Raw genomic sequence first — 15,916 nt, 5'->3', positions numbered from 1 at the left:
AGGCGTCTACATGGATGAAACCGACGGCCACATCGACAACATGTGCTGCTTCGTCCGTCCGGGTGAAGTGGCCCTGCACTGGACTGATGATCAGAACGATCCCCAGTACGCCCGCTCCGTAGCCGCCCTCAAGGTGCTGGAAGCGGCGGTCGATGCCAAGGGGCGCAAGCTGAAAGTGTGGAAGCTGCCCCAGCCAGGCCCGCTGTTCTGCACTGAAGAGGAGTCTGCCGGTGTCGAGAGCGGTACCGGTGTGCCGCGTGAGGCAGAAGGCCGTCTGGCCGGTTCCTATGTGAACTTCCTGATCACCAACGATCGCATCGTCTACCCGCTGCTGGATGCCGCCACCGATGGCGAAGCCCAGCGCATTCTGGAAGAGATCTTCCCGGAGCACACCGTGGTCGGCGTGCCGGCCCGCGAGATCCTGCTGGGCGGTGGCAATATTCACTGCATTACACAACAGATCCCCTCCGGCAAATAAGAACCGGATGACGATCCTGCTGCGAAGCCGTGATCAAGGCTCATGTGCTGCTCGGAATCCTCATGTATTCACATACACTCCGGTTCCTGCGCTGCTCTTCACCTTGCTGACGGCCTCTCGCGACGGGTCGTAAACCGGTTCCAGCTGGTATTCAAAACCCCACGCCGTGGGGTTTTATCTCTTGATGGTGTGATGGTCGCAGGCGCTGATGCGGCGATCATCATGACAAACAGTCACCCTTTTACAGGAGATCCTAAATGATCGAAGTGACCGAGGTTTCCATTGCCGAGCTGCGTGCCGCGCTCGAATCAGGCCGCACTACTGCGGTCGAACTGGTCAAGGCCTATCTGGCCCGGATCGAGGCCTATAACGGCCCCGAGACTGCCACCAAACTCAACGCCGTGGTGGTCGCCAATCCCGATGCGCTGAAAGAGGCGCAAGATTCTGATGCCCGCCGTGCCCGTGGCGAGACCCTGAGCCCGCTCGACGGCATCCCCTACACCGCCAAAGACAGCTATCTGGTCAAGGGGCTGACCGCCGCCTCCGGCAGCCCGGCCTTCAAGGATCTGGTGGCCCAGCGCGATGCCTTTACCGTGGAGCGCCTGCGCGCCGCCGGTGCCATCTGCCTTGGCAAAACCAATATGCCGCCGATGGCCAATGGCGGCATGCAGCGCGGTGTCTATGGCCGTGCCGAGAGCCCCTATAACGCCGACTACCTGACCGCGCCGTTTGCCTCCGGCTCCTCCAACGGTGCCGGTACCGCCACCGCAGCCAGCTTCTCCGCCTTCGGTCTGGCCGAAGAGACCTGGTCGAGCGGCCGTGGCCCCGCCTCCAACAACGGCCTGTGTGCCTACACCCCGTCCCGTGGCGTCATCTCGGTGCGTGGCAACTGGCCGCTGACTCCGACCATGGATGTGGTGGTGCCCTATGCCCGCACCATGAATGACCTGCTGGAAGTGCTCGACGTGGTAGTGGCCGACGATGCCGATACCCGTGGCGATCTGTGGCGCATGCAGCCCTGGGTGCAGCTGCCCAAGGCTTCCGAGGTTCGTCCGGCCTCCTATCTGGATCTGGCAGCCAAGGCCGATGCCCTCAAGGGCAAGCGCCTCGGCGTGCCGCGCATGTTTATCAACAAGGATGAACTGGCTGGCACCAGCGAAAACCCCGGCATCGGCGGCCCGACCGGTCAGCGCATCCATACCCGCGAGACCGTGATCGCCCTGTGGGAACAGGCACGTCAGGCGCTGGAAGCCGCTGGCGCCGAAGTCATCGAAGTGGACTTCCCGCTGGTCTCCAACTGCGAAGGGGATCGACCCGGCGCGCCGACCGTGTTCAATCGCGGCATCGTGAGCCCGGAGTTTCTCAACGACGAGCTGTGGGAGCTCTCCGGCTGGGCGTTCGACGACTTCCTGCGCGCCAACGGTGATCCCAAGCTCAACAAGCTGGCCGATGTCGATGGGCCGAAGATCTTCCCCCACGATCCGGGCACCCTGCCGAACCGCGAGGGCGATCTGGCGGCGGGCATGGACGAGTATGTCAATATGGCCAAGCGTGGCCTGAAATCCTGGGACGAGATCCCCACAGTGCCGGACGGCCTGCGCGCTCTGGAAAAGACTCGCAAGCTGGATCTGGAAGACTGGATGGACGGGCTCAAGCTCGACGCCGTGCTGTTCCCCACCGTCGCCGACGTCGCCCCGGCTGATGCGGATGTGAATCCGGCCTCTGCCGATATCGCCTGGAGCAACGGCATCTGGGTTGCCAACGGCAACCTCGCCATTCGCCACCTCGGCGTGCCGACCGTCACCGTCCCCATGGGGGTGATGGCCGATATCGGTATGCCGGTGGGGCTGACCTTTGCCGGTCGTGCCTATGACGACAACAATCTGCTGCGTTTCGCTTCGGCCTTCGAGTCCACCGGCAGCAAGCGTATGGTGCCGCCACGCACGCCGCCGTTGGCTTGAGCGTCGCCGCTGGCCTGATAGTTGTTAGATCAGGCACAAAGAGAGAGGGAGGCATCATGCCTCCCTCTTTTTTTCGTCCATGTTCTGGCTTTGGCCATCACACCCGGATGTTCTGGCCCGCCCCCATTTCGCTTTTTGTCACAGGCGGGGTCTGCTCATCCTGGGACAAGCTGGCCTCCCACTCGTGGGCCTTCTCCAGCAGATCGGCGAGGCTTTCCCTGATCTGCTGCGGACGATAGCTCCCCAACGCGAGTTGGGAGAAAAACGATACCCGCTCGGTGCCGGGATAGATGCCGACTCCGTAGCCATGGCGCAAGGGGGCGAGGGCATGCTCGCCAAAACGCAGGAACAATTCGCGAGACAGGCGCTCGGGAAGATCGCTCGCCGTGGTCACCGAGAGCACCAGCGCCATTTCGTCGGGCTGAGCCACGATATTGACCACAAAGGGGGCGCTCGCTTCCTCTGCTGTTCGCTGGATCTCGAACGTGCAGACGCCGTTTTCATCGAAGGCCAGCGGTTCGACCGACAGCTCGGCCACGATTTTCTGATAGATATCCAACACAACACTCCAGTCCGGTTGCCCGGTCGTCTTCGAAGGGGCAGGGCACGATCACAAAGAGACGGCCCGCCACCGAGCGGGCCGGGCCGTCATCCATATTCATGGCAAGGGTTACACCTTGATATTGAGTGCTCGGCCCTCTTCCAGCTCGAACATCCGGACATCGCTCACCGGATTGTCGTTAAAGCGCACGCTTTTCTTCATCTTGGCGGCGACGTTTTCCCCGTCCGATGAGCCAGTGTGCTCTTCGACCAGCGGTGAGGTCTTGTTGGCGCGGGTGTTTGCCTTGGTCAGGGCGTCCAGTTCGGCGGTGGCTCTTTGCTCAAACAGCTGCACGAAGCTGCGATTGAACTCGGCATTGACCTTGGCGTTGAACGCCTCCGATTCATGGCCCAGGGTATTCAACGCCGAACTGAGTGCCTCACCCGAGAGTGACTCGTGCAGGGCGATCGTCCGCTCGATCACCCGACTGCTCAGCATGCTGAAGATGGCATCTTTACCGTTGATAAAGCTGGAGAAGTGCTGCTGCACAAAGCTCAGGGAGTCCTTATCCAGCGTCTCCAGACCGAGGCGCTTCTTGTTGGCATCTGTGATGTCGGCCATGGTCGCCGTTTTGGGATCGCTACCCGGCTTCAGATATTGGGCCTCGTTCTTGAACTCGTTGACGGGCTGGTTAAAGGCTTGCTGTACAAGCTTCTTGATCTGGCCAAGTTCGGTCAGCTGCCGCTGCACCTCGGACTGAATTTGAGTGGCCCGGGTGGTGAGCGCACTCTCCCCCTTGGTGGTGGCGCGGCTAAAGAAATCGACCACCGCATTTTTGATTCGGCCCAGCGTGCTTAAATGGGCCAGGTCCCGTTGTACGGAGACATCCCCACTCTTGCCGATATGAATGGTGTACTCCTTGCCTTCACCCAGATGAAGGGCAAGCTTCTGATTGCTGCCAGGATTGACGCTGGCGAGCTGCAGGCTGTCGATAGCCTTCAACATCACCGGGGTAGCTCCATGAATAGCCATGACCTTGGTTCCTTATCTCACTAACAAGCGATACATCTGGCCTGCATCATACCCGTCAGTGAAAACGCCGTTTATTAGCCATGGTTGCACTATTTTAGTTTGGGGCGTGTCTGTACTGGTCGTGGGTGAGAGGGGAACAGTTTGCTGTGTTGCCTCGGCGTTGAGTTCACCGGCAGCAAGCGCATGGTGCCGCCACGCACGCCGCCGTTGGTTTGATTGTTGTGAGTTAAATATCTCGGGTTCATTCTGAGATAATGAAAAAACCACCCATTATGCGGATGGTTTTTATTTAAATATGTTATTGGTTCGGCATTTCCATCTTATGTTCACCAAAAATTTCCACGCCTGAATATGCTACCTTGGGTAAGTGGACGCTCCACTCGCAATTTTCGTTGTAAGGTTGTTTAATCAGGTTTGCATTATTGTTTGTTAATACCATTTCATAGTACTTTATACTTGGTTGTCGACCTTCCATCATTTTGATAATCGTATGCCTTATTTCAGCTGGGCATCGGAGACCAAACGTGATTTCCTCTAACATTAGGGGAGAGTCTTGAAGACCAATGTTACTTATCAGTCTGTATTCTTTTTCATATTTCCACGTTCTGCTTTTCTTTAAGAGAATTTCATTTTCTATGATGGCTTGTTGATCTTTATCATTTTTAACAAAGGCATTGTAAAGTGATGATGTTTTTATCACGCCATGCTTGCCATATATCACAGGCTTGATATCAGGAATAGGCTTTCTATTATTGCTATATCCAATACAGATACCTTTATGCTCATCACCATAATGGCTCCACATTAGCATATTTTCCCATCTTTCGAAAAACAGAAAACACCTCTACTATAATGCTCCCTTAACTCCGAAAGTATATTTGAAGTTAATATTCCAGTTTCAGCATCCTCCGGTGTACAGGTATACTCTGGATCGGTTGAGTTATAACTCATTCTATTTAAGTCATCTATTACTATAGATTTTGCCATTTCTTCTAGTAAGGGTTTTATTTTTTCTTCAATGTCTTTACCTCTAATGTTCTTTTCTGCATTTTTAAGTGTTCTAGGAAACTTTAGCCTAGCATATATCTTTCTTAGCTCTTCAATTGAAGAGTTATTCTCAATGGAGAACATTTTGCAGTCAAGTGGGTCATTAAAGGTTGCGGGTGATGCATAAAATATTTTATCCCAACAAAGAGATTCTATTAGGTTAGTATTCATTGCCCTGTATTTGTAGAAAATCTCTTTCTTCATCACCGTGCCTGCACGTTTTAGTGAGTAATTTCATGTGTCATAATATGATTTCATATTTGTTTTCTAATCTATTGTCGGGATAGATTGAGCATTGTTTAGTTTGCATGATTGTCTTCACAGTTAGTGCCATGAGTTCGAATAGCGCAGCGTATTCGGATGTTCGCGAACAGGAGGTCGCCGCTGATTTTTCCGGACTTTCCCCTGACTTCCCCCAGACTTCACCTTCTCTTCACACAACCTCATTTTCCCCTCACAAATCCCCCGTATCTTCTGCCCACTGCTTAAAAGGCCTGGCTTGCCACAGGGGTGGCGAGGGGGCGGTTGGTTCGAGGGAGCAAGATGATGAAAGGTTGGATAAAGTGCACATTGGCCGGGGCCGTGGTGCTGATGGCGAGTTTCTGGGGCGGCAGCGCGCGGGCGGCGGGGATCGAACTCAAACAGGTGAGCGGCCCTGTCTATGTGGTGGAGGACAACTACTACGTCAAAGAGAACTCCATGGTCTATTTCGGGGCCAAGGGGGTGACGGTGGTGGGGGCGACCTGGACGCCGGATACCGCCCGCGAGCTGCACAAGCTGATCAAACGGGTCAGCAGCAAGCCGGTGCTGGAGGTGATCAACACCAACTACCACACCGATCGGGCGGGCGGTAACGCCTACTGGAAGTCCATCGGGGCCAAGGTGGTGGCGACGCGCCAGACCCGGGATCTGATGAAGAGCGACTGGGCCGAGATTGTCGCCTTTACCCGCAAGGGGCTGCCGGAGTATCCGGATCTGCCGCTGGTGTTGCCCAACGTGGTGCACGATGGCGACTTCACCCTGCAAGAGGGCAAGGTGCGCGCCTTCTATGCGGGCCCGGCCCATACGCCGGACGGCATCTTTGTCTACTTCCCCGACGAGCAGGTGCTTTATGGCAACTGCATCCTCAAGGAGAAGCTGGGCAACCTGAGCTTTGCCAATGTGAAGGCCTATCCGCAGACCATCGAGCGGCTGAAAGCGATGAAGCTGCCGATCAAGACGGTGATCGGCGGCCACGACTCGCCGCTGCACGGCCCCGAGCTGATTGATCACTACGAGGAGCTGATCAAGGCGGCGCCGCAGTCATAGCTGCTGCGTGGCAGAGAGCCTGCGAGCCGTGCCATCGCTGCAATCAGCAGCCATAACGGCACCCCCCCAAAACGCCCGCTTTCAGGAAATAAGCGGGGGTTTTGCTGTTGCGGCTTTTCTGCGGCCACTTATTGCGGGCGTTGGCACTGCGAGATTAAGGCTGTTCAAGGGAGGTGGGCTTTCATAAGATGGCCCTCTCTCTTTTCCCTGAAAGTTATCCATTCTCGTTATGCAATACGCCTCTCTCGCGCGCCTCAAGCAGGCCTTTATCACCGGGATGTGGGCCTCGCTGGTCAGCATCGTTATCGGCTTCGCCTTCAAGGTGTGGCTGGCGCAGTGGGTCGCCAAGGGAGAGCTGGCGCTGTTCAACAGCGTGGTGGATTTGATCTCCCTCTCTTTTATCCTGATGACAGGTTTTCGCTCCTCCATGGTGGTGAGCTACTCCCAGACCAAGAACGATCGGGACATCATCAATATCTTCCGCTACTTCCTCATCGGCATCGTGCTGCTCACCTGGGGTGCTGTGATCCCCTATATCAAGCACGGGCTCCATATCCGGGTGGAGTATCTGCAACTGGTGGGGGTCATCTTCGGGCTGGGGCTCAAGGTCTACTTCACCAATCTGGTGGCCATGTACCGGATGTATGCGCTCTCCAACCGGGTCACCTGGCTGGAGCCGCTGGCCAACGGTCTGCTGTTTATGGCCTGCTACTTTGGGCTCGGGATGGATGCGCTCCCTTCGCTCTTCTACGGGCTGACCTTCTCGTCGCTCGCCATCGCCGGTTATATGTATGTTTCGCGGCGCCGGGCTATCGCCACCAAGCCGCTGGCCAAGGTGGCGCTCGGTTCCGAGATGGTGAGCTATGTGAAGAAGAGCTTTACCGCATCCCTGGAGGCGGGGGCCAGTATCCTGATGATCTACATCACTGTGCTGCTCACCATCCGCCACTTCAGCATCGACGAGCTGGGGGATTTTCAGGTGGTGGTGCGCCCCATCTTCACCTATATGACCACCCTGTTTGTCTTCCCCATCTACCGCTTTGTGCTGCCGGAGCTGGCGGTCAATCTGCGCAATGGCGATCACCGCCAGATAAGGATGATCCGGCGCTGGATCTTCCGTCTCTCCGCCATCGTCAGTCTGGCCTTCTTTGGCTTGATGCTGCTGGCGGGCAAGCCGCTGGTGTTGCTGTTCTTCCCCGCCGACTACGTGGGGGCGGTGCCCGTGCTGTTCCACTTCTCCATCTTCTTTATCTTTATGATGCTCAACGGCTATCAGCTCGCCTATATCAAGGCTCACGGTTACTTTACCCGGAGTTTGCTGATCCGGTTGGCGGGCATAGTGGCGCTAGTCGCCGCCTACTATCTGGTGGCCGAGTTCACCGCCAACGTGGTGGCGATTATCGTGGCGCTGGGCCTCGGCTATATGGTGATGTTTATCCTATCGACCCTGGCAGAGCGGCAGATCTTGCGATCCCTGCCACTGGTGCTGGCAACCCGTTAGGGGGTTACTCGCCAAGAGCTGGCCCCTGTCAGATAACAAAAAAACGCCCATGCGGGCGTTTTTTTATTGGCGGCGAAGGACCGGCTTAACGCCTGCCCTTGCCACCCTTGTTGCCAGCGAGGGCCTGCTTTCTGGCGCGCTGCTTCTGGGCCGCCTTGCTGTTGCGGCGCGGCTCGGGCTCGAAGCGGGTGAGATCCGGCTCAAAGCCGGGGAACCACTGCTGGGGCAAACGGGTGTCGAGTACCGCTTCCACCTTCTCCAGCAGCGGTGCATCTTCCGGGCTGAACAGGGTAATGGCGAGCCCCTTGTTGCCAGCGCGACCGGTGCGACCGATACGGTGGACGTAATCCTCTGCCACAAACGGGAACTCGAGGTTAATCACGTAGTTGAGATCGCTGATATCGAGGCCGCGGGCCGCCACGTCGGTGGCAACCAGCGCCTGCAAGGTGCCGGCGCGAAACTCCAGCAGCACCTTCTCCCGCGCGCTTTGCGACAGATCGCCGTGGAAGGCCAGCGCATTGATGCCCGCCTTGCCAAGCTGCTGGGCCAGCTTGTCAGCACCTTGGCGGGTGCGGCTGAAGATCAGTGCCGGTGCCCACCCTTTCACTTTGAGCATATGTTCGACCAGCGCCAGCTTGCGATCGCTGTCCACCGTGTAGACCCGCTGCTCCACCTCGGCCGCCGTGGTGTTGCGCGGTGCCACTTCAATCAGCTCGGGGTCGCGCAGCAGCACCTTGCAGAGGGCAAACAGGTTGTCGTCGCAGGTGGCGGAGAAGAGCAGGGTCTGGCGACCCGCCGGGATCTGTTTCAGCAGCGCCTTGATCTCGTCCATAAAGCCCATGTCGAGCATGCGGTCCGCCTCGTCAAACACCAGATGGCGCAGCGCGGCCAGACTCAACGCCCCCTGACGCAGATGGTCGAGCAGACGGCCCGGGGTGGCGATCAGGATATCCACCCCGGTCTGAAGCGCCTCCACCTGCGCCGCGATACTCACCCCGCCGTAGACTTGCGTGCTGGTGAGACCGGTGCCCTGGCCGTAGCGCGCCACGCTCTCGGCGACCTGCACCGCCAGCTCGCGGGTCGGCACCAGCACCAGTGCCCGGATCGGGCGTTGGGACTCCATTTGTGGCTGCGCAAGCAACTGCTCCAGCAGCGGCAGCACAAAGGCGGCGGTCTTGCCGGTGCCGGTCTGTGCCCCCGCCATCAGATCCCGCCCCGCCAGAATGACGGGGATGGCGCGAGCCTGAATGGGGGTCGGTGCGGCATAGCCAAGCTCGGTCAGGGTCTGCTGCAAGCGGGGGGAGAGGGCCAGTTCGGCAAAGGAGGCTGTGGACATAGGGGCACCAGTCGGGGTTATCGCGGCCTGCGGCCACGATGCAGTGAGTGATCGTGGCCGCGATGGTAACAGAAGCAGGGGGAGCGGCAGAAGGCGGCTATGCCTCTGTGTCGTCCGGCAACGGGCGGATCAGCCGGATCTTTTTGCCCTCGTAGCAGGCGATGTTGTGCTTGCCGTGCTGTTTGACGTGGTAGAGCAGCTCGTCGGCGAGATGCACCGCCTCGGTGACGGTGAGGTAGTCGCGAATGCGGATCACCCCGGCGGAGAAGGTGATGGGGGTGGGCAGCTCGGGGATCCCCAATGGTCGATCCAGCAGGCGACCAGCCGAGTGGATCATCATCTCGTCATCCTCCATCCCCTTGAACAGCACGATAAACTCCTCGCCACCCCAGCGGATGGCGCTGTCCACCTTGCGGATATTGCTTCTGAGATGGCGGGCAAAGGCGACCAGTGCCAGATCCCCGACGCTATGGCCATGGGTGTCGTTGATCGACTTGAAGTTGTCGATATCGAGGATCATCAGGTAGTCGTGCTCGTGGAGCAGACTCTGGCAGAGCACATCCCGGCGTGGCAGTCGGGTCAGGTGGTCGGTGTGCGCCAGGGTGCGCAGCCGCAGGTAGATCTGCTTCCAGGCCACCATGCCCAGCAACAGCACGATGAGATAGACCTTGAATGCTGCGCCATGCAGGGCCAGCTTGACGAAATCGAACCAGCTGTAGGACCACTTCAGATAGAGATCATCCCCCGCCTTGGTGCGCATAAAGGGTTTGCTCAGGCAGAGATGCCTCGGGCTGCAGGGCTCGGCGGCTTCAAACGATATGTTGGTGCGGGTCGGGTTGATGGTATCGAAGGGGCGCAACACATCGTTAAATGCTTCATCGACGGCGATATCGATACCGAGCAGCCCGTATTTGTAACCGCCGCGCCCCGACTGATGAATGAAGGGGAAGTACATCACTATGGTGTTGCGCATGCTGAAGCTGTCGATCTCGATATCGGAGACAAAGGCCTCATCGGCGCTGCACAAAGGGCGTCCGGGGGCAAAGCTGGCGCAACCGAAGTAGTGATACCAGGCGGGCAGGGTCATCAGATCCACCTTGATCGGCGCCAGTCTGGCGGGCAGCACATTGTTGTCGGCCACCATGCCGATCAGCCGGTAGTCATTCCAGATGGTGTAGATGTTGATCACCTCCGGATAGGAGAGGGCATAGCGGAAGGTGTTGAGGATATTGGCTGCCGGGTATTGCAGCGGAATATCGGCAAAGCGGTATTTGCTTTTGAGGTCATATCCGTAGAGATAGTCGCTGCCGACGCTATTCGGGGGCGGTGGTTGATCGAGCAGATGGTGTTGTGCCAGATAGCTGGTGATGTTCTCCACCTTGAGGATCTTGGCCCGTTGGTAGAAGACCTCGAACACGTTCTTCTGTCTGGCGGTGATGAGATCCATGTCGTGCTGGATAGTGAGATAGGTGTAGTAGAAGACAGTGCCCAGCCCGGTCAGGGCGAGCAGGGCCAATCCGGCCACTTTGACGATGAACTGGCGAGCAAACGCCGGTGGCCAGCGCAAGGCTGGGGGGTTACCTGAAAATAAGGTCATAGGTGTCTGGTTAGAGTATCGATAGGGGCGAGGGCGCCATACGGGCAAAGTATACGAGAATGAAATCCCGACAGGATCCACCGACAAACCTTGCCTGAAGCTGAAGACCTCACCACTTATTTATCCCTACTCCACGATCAGTACGCTCTCGCTGGCCAGATGGTGCAGCCACTCCCTGACGATCAGCAGCACGGCGGCAAAGTGCTCGTCGCGTGGCAGGAAGCTGGCGGCGAGGGGATCCCCTTCCGCCATGGTGGCCAGCTGGCCAAAGGCTTGCTCCACCAGATCCCGGTCGAGCTGGTTGTCCCCCAGCACTTCGGCCAGCGACGGCTGGCTGCGCAGGGTCAGCTGCAAGCCGGGCGGGATCTGCGGGGCGATGCGCATCAGCTCATCTTCCACCACCATGATGGCCCGCTCCAGTTCGAGCGGGGTGGGCGGCGCGTGGCGAAACGGCCCGGGCTGGATGGCGTGGATGCCAAAGGCCAGCGGGTAGTGTGACGGGGCCGCATCTGGCTGGCTCAGCCAGAGCTGACTGCTCTGTTCACCAATCTCCAGCAGCAGGGTCATCATCTCCGGTACGGGTTGTGTCATGGTGCTTAGCTCCTGTATTGTAAACGTTTTCCCATTCTGCCTTTGATACCCCCGCCGCCAACGTTTGGCGAGCACAATTTCTGCGAGTCGTCCCTCACTTTGTTGCAAACCCCTTGCAAAAAAATCCATCAGTGGCAGTCTGGATGTCTAAATGGCTGTTGCCGTTTCGTTATCCTCAGATGATTCAGGAGTTCAGATATGGATATTCGTACCGCTCCCCGCGCTATTGCGCTCGCCCTCATGCTGGCAAGCGGCATCGCCGCCGCCAACGAAGCGCTGGTGATCCAGACCGATTTCGGCCTCAAAGATGGCGCCGTGTCGGCCATGAAGGGGGTTGCCTTCGGGGTGGATCGCACCCTGCCGCTCTATGACCTGACCCACGAGATCCCGGCTTACAATATTTGGGAAGCCTCCTACCGCCTCTACCAGACCCTGCAGTATTGGCCCAAGGGCACAGTGTTTGTCAGCGTGGTGGATCCCGGTGTCGGTACCGAGCGCAAATCAGTAGTGCTCAAGACCAGGAGCGGCCACTTCATCGTGACCCCGGACAACGGCACCCTGACTCTGGTGGCCGAGCACTTCGGCATCGAGGCGGTGCGCCAGATCGATGAGAAGCTCAACCGCCTCAAGGGCTCCGAGAAGTCCTACACCTTCCATGGCCGTGATGTGTACGCCTACACCGGCGCACGGCTCGCCTCCGGCGCCATCAGCTACGAGCAGGTCGGCCCGCTGCTGCCTGCCGAGGTGGTGAAGATCCCCTATCAGCCTGCGGTAGCCGAGAAAGATGGCACCCTCAAGGGCACCATCCCGATCCTCGATGTGCAGTACGGCAACGTCTGGACCAATATCGATGATGTCCTGCTGACCAAGGCGGGGATCAACAAGGGGGATAACGCCTGCATCAAGATCCGCGAAGGGGATGTGGTCAAATATGACGGCAAGGCCCCTTACGTCAGCAGCTTCGGCGATGTGCCGGAAGGTCAGCCGCTGGTCTACCTCAACAGCCTGCTGCAGGTGTCGGTGGCGCTGAACATGGACAGCTTCGCCGCCAAGCATCAGGTGCAATCCGGCGCCAACTGGCATATCAGCCTGAAGAAGTGCTCCTGAGCCGTACAAGTCGTACAAATATAAATGGAGATAGAAATAGCAACGGGCGCCTCGGCGCCCGTTTTGTTCTCTGGGAATACAGAGGGATCAGAACTCGTTGGAGAGCGCCTTGTACCCTTTGACCAGATCGATATTGGTGTGGGCCACGTCCTCGGAGAACTCGGCTGCATCCACTGAAACCCGTGGGATATGGGTCAGATCGCTCTGCTGGTTGATGCGGGTGGTGGAGGGGACGTAGAACTCCGGCGGCAGATCGCAGCCATCGATCACCGAGTTGTGACGCACCACGGCACCGTCACCGATATGGCAGTTGAACAGCACGCTGTTGAAGCCGATAAAGACCCGGTTTCCCACTTCGCACGGTCCGTGGACGATGGAGCGGTGGGCGATGGAGGTGTACTCGCCGATGGTGACGGCGGCGCCGGATTTGGAGTGGATCACCACGCCATCCTGGATATTGGAGTTGGCGCCGATGACGATGGGTTCCATATCTCCACTCTCATCCACCTCGTCGGCACGGATCACCACATAGGGGCCGACAAAGACATTCTCTTTGATGATCACCTTGCCGCAGATGATGGCGGTCTTGTCGATATAGGCGGATTCGTCGATGACAGGCAGATGGCCGGAGGGATTCTTGCGGATCATGTTACATCCTGTGGTTGCTTGAAATGATGCGGTGGCGCACCCGGCGCCAGGATGCCAGCTTACGCCTCGTTAGTATCCGGTGAAACCCCTAAGTGGTCTGACCCTTGTCGCAAGCCTTGGCGGGACCACTGTTTCCGCGCGCTGGAATATGGGAGCATTGCAGCAATTCCCGAGTTGGTTGAAATGGACATATATAGATGAAGAAGATGATTGCCCTGTTGGCGGGTGGTTTGTTGCTCTCCTCGGCCGTGCAGGCCAAAGGGGAGGCGGGGGAGTTTGACTATTACGCCATGGCGCTCTCCTGGTCGCCCGAGCACTGCGCCGTCAAACCGGCGGATCGGGACCAGTGTTCCCGCAAGCTGGGCTTTGTGCTGCATGGTCTTTGGCCCCAGTACGATCGCGGTTACCCCAGCAACTGCACTCGCGAACGGCTCGATCCCGATATGGAGAGCGAGTTTGCCGACCTCTACCCCAGCCGTTTCCTCTATCGCCATGAGTGGGAGAAGCACGGTACCTGCTCCGGCCTGAGCCAGCAGGACTTCCATCAGCTGGCAAGCGATCTGCGCCAGAAGGTGAAGATCCCGGCGGCTTATCAATCCCCGGAGGAGCCGCTGCGCAAAACCAGCTTCCAGCTCAAGGCCGATCTGGCGAGCGCCAACGAGTGGCTGGCCCCCGACAACATCACGGTAGCGTGCGCCGATGGTGGCCGCTTCCTGCGGGAGATCTACATCTGCGTCAATAAAGAGGGGACGGATGCGGTCACCTGCTCCGCCGAGATGCAAAAGCGTGAGCGTCGCTCCTGTGGTCAGCCGGACTTCCTGCTGCGCAGTGTGCGTTAAGCCTCCACTCTCTCCATCGGGCCCCTTGCGGGCCTGATGTGTAACCACGGTTATCGGAAAGGAGTCTGACAGATGGATGGCAACAACCGGTTTGGCCCGCAAGAACGGGCAATGTTGCTCGGGGTGAAAGGGGTAGGGCCGACCGTTATCGGGCGGCTCGAACAGCTGGGCTATCATACCCTGGCCGGATTGGCCGAGGCCGATACCACCCATATTGTCCAGCGGGTAGCCAGCATGCTGGGCTCGACTTGCTGGCAGAACAGCCCGCAGGCGCGCAGTGCCATCAACGGTGCCATTGCGCTGGCCCGCGCGCATCTGGTGGCGGACGCTGCAAAAGGGGTGAATGGATGAGCCTCTTTAGCGAACTTGGGATGCGTTATCCCATTATTCAGGCGCCGATGGCCGGTGTGCAGAGAAGCGAGCTGGCGCTGGCCGTGACCCGTGCGGGCGGCTTGGGCTCCTTGCCTGCCGCCATGCTCACGCCAGCGGAGCTGCGCAGCGAACTGGAGCGACTTGCCCAAAGCGGCCTTGGGCCATTTAACATCAACTTCTTCTGCCATCGGCAACGGGAACCTGATCCCGTTGCTCTGGCCAGCTGGCAGCAGTGCCTTGCTCCCTACTATGCCGAGTTCGGCGTACAGCCCCCAGCTGTTACGACGGCGCCAAGCCGTGCACCTTTCAATGAGGATTATGCCGCCATGGTGGCTGAGTTCAGACCGGCGGTGGTCAGCTTTCACTTCGGTCTGCCCGCGCCCGAGCTGCTTGCCCGGGTGAAGGCTGCGGGGGGCAAGGTATTTGCCAGTGCCACCACGGTGGCGGAGGCTATTTGGCTCGCTCAACACGGCGCCGATGCCATCATCGCTCAGGGATTGGAGGCGGGCGGTCATCGCGGTCATTTCCTCTCCGATGATCTCGCCTTGCAGCAGAGCTCCTTGACCCTGCTGGCGCAGATCCTCGCGGTGACCGATCTGCCGGTGATTGCCGCAGGCGGTATCGTCGATGGCAAGGGGATCGCCAACGCGCTGGCAATGGGGGCGAGCGCCGTGCAGATGGGCACCGCCTTTCTCTGCTGCCATGAAGCGACCACCTCGGCGCTGCATCGCGCTGTCCTCCACTCGCCCCAAGGCCAGCAGACGACACTGACCAATCTGTTCAGTGGCCGTCCGGCGCGGGGTATCGTCAACCGTTTGATGCGTGAGCTGAGCCCGCTCTCGGATCTTGCCCCTCACTTCCCCTATGCCAGTGGCGCACTGGCACCGCTGCGTGCCGCCGCCGAGAAGGTTGGGGACAGCGGCTTCTCTCCGCTCTGGGCTGGGCAGGATGTATCGGGCTGCCGGGATCTTCCCGCTGGCGAGCTGATAGCGTGCTGGGTCAAAGAGGCTGGATTGGGATAAGCACTGCTATATACGCATCTTTATATAGAAGCGGCCGTTGGTGCAGTGCGTCGGATGCGACGGTGCTGCGATGATGGATGAGTGCCAGGCCAGTACCCTTGTAAGGCATTTATCCGGTGTAAAACGTCCTCACTTCACCCTTGGTTGTGGATAAGTCTGTATAAAGGCTGTGTATTGATATGAATAACCAAGAAATTGCACTTTTTTGCAATTTTATTGCGGCAAAGCCTTGCCAATGTGAGCTGGATCTCTATAATGCGCCACATCGACAGGGCAAGCGGCAACGCAAATAACCTCGTCGATAACCTCGAAAAGCCTTTGAAAATAAGGCTTGACTCGAGAAGGCGGTTGAGTAGAATGCCACTCCCGCAGCAACACACTGTTGCGTCGCTCTTTAACAATTTGAATCAAGCAATCTGTGTGGGCACTCACAGCATCGAGCATCAAAAACAATTTTTGATTTTCAATGTCTGGTGAAGTGACCAAGACGATTTCTTAGCAATAAGAAGTCGAACAGTTTATTTCAGCAATTCATT

At 58.2% G+C, this 15,916-nt stretch carries 17 protein-coding genes; 8 read left to right on the top strand and 9 right to left on the bottom strand.

The window, feature by feature from the left end; translation table 11 throughout:
• Together AB5Y92_RS19750 and AB5Y92_RS19745 are read left to right on the top strand one after the other, a co-directional pair.
• Window positions 1-478 (top strand): agmatine deiminase family protein (locus tag AB5Y92_RS19750; protein WP_368227436.1); only part of this gene is annotated, 478 nt, incomplete at its 5' end.
• A gap of 257 nt (window positions 479-735) precedes the next feature.
• Window positions 736-2,439 (top strand): amidase, encoded by a 1,704-nt coding sequence (locus tag AB5Y92_RS19745; RefSeq protein WP_368227435.1) that lies wholly within the window; start codon window positions 736-738, stop codon window positions 2,437-2,439.
• A gap of 97 nt (window positions 2,440-2,536) precedes the next feature.
• On the opposite strand, the gene AB5Y92_RS19740 is transcribed toward AB5Y92_RS19745, so the two are convergent.
• The 4 genes from AB5Y92_RS19740 to AB5Y92_RS19725 all read right to left on the bottom strand — a co-directional run bounded on the left by AB5Y92_RS19740 (window position 2,537) and on the right by AB5Y92_RS19725 (window position 5,263).
• Window positions 2,537-3,001 carry a CesT family type III secretion system chaperone gene (locus AB5Y92_RS19740; RefSeq protein WP_230848173.1) on the bottom strand — a complete coding sequence of 155 codons (465 nt, stop codon included), beginning with the start codon at window positions 2,999-3,001 and terminating at the stop codon, window positions 2,537-2,539.
• A gap of 108 nt (window positions 3,002-3,109) precedes the next feature.
• Window positions 3,110-4,012, bottom strand: coding sequence for a hypothetical protein (locus AB5Y92_RS19735; protein ID WP_058057116.1), 903 nt, complete (start codon window positions 4,010-4,012; stop codon window positions 3,110-3,112).
• A gap of 298 nt (window positions 4,013-4,310) precedes the next feature.
• A complete protein-coding gene (locus AB5Y92_RS19730; RefSeq protein ID WP_368227434.1) occupies window positions 4,311-4,823 on the bottom strand; it encodes a DUF2971 domain-containing protein in 513 nt (170 codons plus the stop codon).
• Complete coding sequence (locus AB5Y92_RS19725) at window positions 4,817-5,263, bottom strand: hypothetical protein (RefSeq protein ID WP_368227433.1); 447 nt, start codon at window positions 5,261-5,263, stop codon at window positions 4,817-4,819. Before AB5Y92_RS19725 ends, AB5Y92_RS19730 begins: the two co-directional genes overlap by 7 nt.
• 339 nt (window positions 5,264-5,602) lie before the next feature.
• Here AB5Y92_RS19725 and AB5Y92_RS19720 point away from each other — a divergent pair, with 339 nt between their 5' ends.
• The gene (locus AB5Y92_RS19720; RefSeq protein WP_368227432.1) at window positions 5,603-6,367 is read left to right on the top strand and encodes a CphA family subclass B2 metallo-beta-lactamase; all 765 of its coding nucleotides are present in this window, start codon (window positions 5,603-5,605) and stop codon (window positions 6,365-6,367) included.
• A gap of 229 nt (window positions 6,368-6,596) precedes the next feature.
• Entirely contained in the window at window positions 6,597-7,868 is a 1,272-nt protein-coding gene (locus AB5Y92_RS19715; protein ID WP_368227431.1) for a hypothetical protein, read from the top strand.
• Window positions 7,869-7,953: 85 nt separating this feature from the next.
• On the opposite strand, the gene AB5Y92_RS19710 is transcribed toward AB5Y92_RS19715, so the two are convergent.
• The 3 genes from AB5Y92_RS19710 to AB5Y92_RS19700 all read right to left on the bottom strand — a co-directional run bounded on the left by AB5Y92_RS19710 (window position 7,954) and on the right by AB5Y92_RS19700 (window position 11,392).
• The gene (locus AB5Y92_RS19710) at window positions 7,954-9,204 is read right to left on the bottom strand and encodes a DEAD/DEAH box helicase (protein ID WP_368227430.1); all 1,251 of its coding nucleotides are present in this window, start codon (window positions 9,202-9,204) and stop codon (window positions 7,954-7,956) included.
• Between the two features lie 97 nt (window positions 9,205-9,301).
• Window positions 9,302-10,771 carry a GGDEF domain-containing protein gene (locus tag AB5Y92_RS19705; protein ID WP_368227437.1) on the bottom strand — a complete coding sequence of 490 codons (1,470 nt, stop codon included), beginning with the start codon at window positions 10,769-10,771 and terminating at the stop codon, window positions 9,302-9,304.
• 156 nt (window positions 10,772-10,927) lie between these two features.
• Window positions 10,928-11,392, bottom strand: coding sequence for a hypothetical protein (locus AB5Y92_RS19700; protein ID WP_368227429.1), 465 nt, complete (start codon window positions 11,390-11,392; stop codon window positions 10,928-10,930).
• A gap of 198 nt (window positions 11,393-11,590) precedes the next feature.
• On the opposite strand from AB5Y92_RS19700, the gene AB5Y92_RS19695 reads away from it, so the two are divergent.
• Window positions 11,591-12,499, top strand: coding sequence for an S-adenosyl-l-methionine hydroxide adenosyltransferase family protein (locus AB5Y92_RS19695; RefSeq protein WP_368227428.1), 909 nt, complete (start codon window positions 11,591-11,593; stop codon window positions 12,497-12,499).
• Window positions 12,500-12,586: 87 nt separating this feature from the next.
• Here AB5Y92_RS19695 and AB5Y92_RS19690 read toward each other — a convergent pair whose 3' ends face one another.
• On the bottom strand, window positions 12,587-13,147 hold the full coding sequence (locus AB5Y92_RS19690; protein WP_368227427.1) for a carbonate dehydratase: 561 nt from the start codon (window positions 13,145-13,147) through the stop codon (window positions 12,587-12,589).
• A gap of 197 nt (window positions 13,148-13,344) precedes the next feature.
• Here AB5Y92_RS19690 and AB5Y92_RS19685 point away from each other — a divergent pair, with 197 nt between their 5' ends.
• The 3 genes from AB5Y92_RS19685 (at window position 13,345) to AB5Y92_RS19675 (ending at window position 15,380) form a co-directional block, all read left to right on the top strand.
• The gene (locus AB5Y92_RS19685) at window positions 13,345-13,986 is read left to right on the top strand and encodes a ribonuclease (protein ID WP_127006160.1); all 642 of its coding nucleotides are present in this window, start codon (window positions 13,345-13,347) and stop codon (window positions 13,984-13,986) included.
• Between the two features lie 72 nt (window positions 13,987-14,058).
• Window positions 14,059-14,337, top strand: a complete 279-nt coding sequence (locus AB5Y92_RS19680; protein WP_368227426.1) for a helix-hairpin-helix domain-containing protein — start codon at window positions 14,059-14,061, stop codon at window positions 14,335-14,337.
• Window positions 14,334-15,380: an NAD(P)H-dependent flavin oxidoreductase gene (locus AB5Y92_RS19675; RefSeq protein ID WP_368227425.1), complete on the top strand. Its 1,047-nt coding sequence runs from the start codon at window positions 14,334-14,336 to the stop codon at window positions 15,378-15,380. Before AB5Y92_RS19680 ends, AB5Y92_RS19675 begins: the two co-directional genes overlap by 4 nt.
• 213 nt (window positions 15,381-15,593) lie before the next feature.
• Here AB5Y92_RS19675 and AB5Y92_RS19670 read toward each other — a convergent pair whose 3' ends face one another.
• Window positions 15,594-15,866: a hypothetical protein gene (locus tag AB5Y92_RS19670; protein ID WP_164536149.1), complete on the bottom strand. Its 273-nt coding sequence runs from the start codon at window positions 15,864-15,866 to the stop codon at window positions 15,594-15,596.
• Window positions 15,867-15,916 lie beyond the last annotated feature (50 nt).

The sequence above is a fragment of the Aeromonas sp. R1-1 genome (genome assembly GCF_040908495.1).
GTDB classification, from domain to species: domain Bacteria; phylum Pseudomonadota; class Gammaproteobacteria; order Enterobacterales; family Aeromonadaceae; genus Aeromonas; species Aeromonas veronii.
The sequence above is the reverse complement of the archived record's forward strand: the minus strand, read 5'-3'. Positions and strand labels throughout refer to the sequence as shown.

Coding starts and splice junctions, on each gene's coding strand:
- AB5Y92_RS19745 (WP_368227435.1), top strand. CDS start 736: ATGATCGAAGTGACCGAGGTTTCCATTGCCGAGCTGCGTGCCGCGCTC.
- AB5Y92_RS19735 (WP_058057116.1), bottom strand. CDS start 4,012: ATGGCTATTCATGGAGCTACCCCGGTGATGTTGAAGGCTATCGACAGC.
- AB5Y92_RS19730 (WP_368227434.1), bottom strand. CDS start 4,823: ATGCTAATGTGGAGCCATTATGGTGATGAGCATAAAGGTATCTGTATT.
- AB5Y92_RS19725 (WP_368227433.1), bottom strand. CDS start 5,263: ATGAAGAAAGAGATTTTCTACAAATACAGGGCAATGAATACTAACCTA.
- AB5Y92_RS19720 (WP_368227432.1), top strand. CDS start 5,603: ATGATGAAAGGTTGGATAAAGTGCACATTGGCCGGGGCCGTGGTGCTG.
- AB5Y92_RS19715 (WP_368227431.1), top strand. CDS start 6,597: ATGCAATACGCCTCTCTCGCGCGCCTCAAGCAGGCCTTTATCACCGGG.
- AB5Y92_RS19710 (WP_368227430.1), bottom strand. CDS start 9,204: ATGTCCACAGCCTCCTTTGCCGAACTGGCCCTCTCCCCCCGCTTGCAG.
- AB5Y92_RS19700 (WP_368227429.1), bottom strand. CDS start 11,392: ATGACACAACCCGTACCGGAGATGATGACCCTGCTGCTGGAGATTGGT.
- AB5Y92_RS19695 (WP_368227428.1), top strand. CDS start 11,591: ATGGATATTCGTACCGCTCCCCGCGCTATTGCGCTCGCCCTCATGCTG.
- AB5Y92_RS19690 (WP_368227427.1), bottom strand. CDS start 13,147: ATGATCCGCAAGAATCCCTCCGGCCATCTGCCTGTCATCGACGAATCC.
- AB5Y92_RS19685 (WP_127006160.1), top strand. CDS start 13,345: ATGAAGAAGATGATTGCCCTGTTGGCGGGTGGTTTGTTGCTCTCCTCG.
- AB5Y92_RS19680 (WP_368227426.1), top strand. CDS start 14,059: ATGGATGGCAACAACCGGTTTGGCCCGCAAGAACGGGCAATGTTGCTC.
- AB5Y92_RS19675 (WP_368227425.1), top strand. CDS start 14,334: ATGAGCCTCTTTAGCGAACTTGGGATGCGTTATCCCATTATTCAGGCG.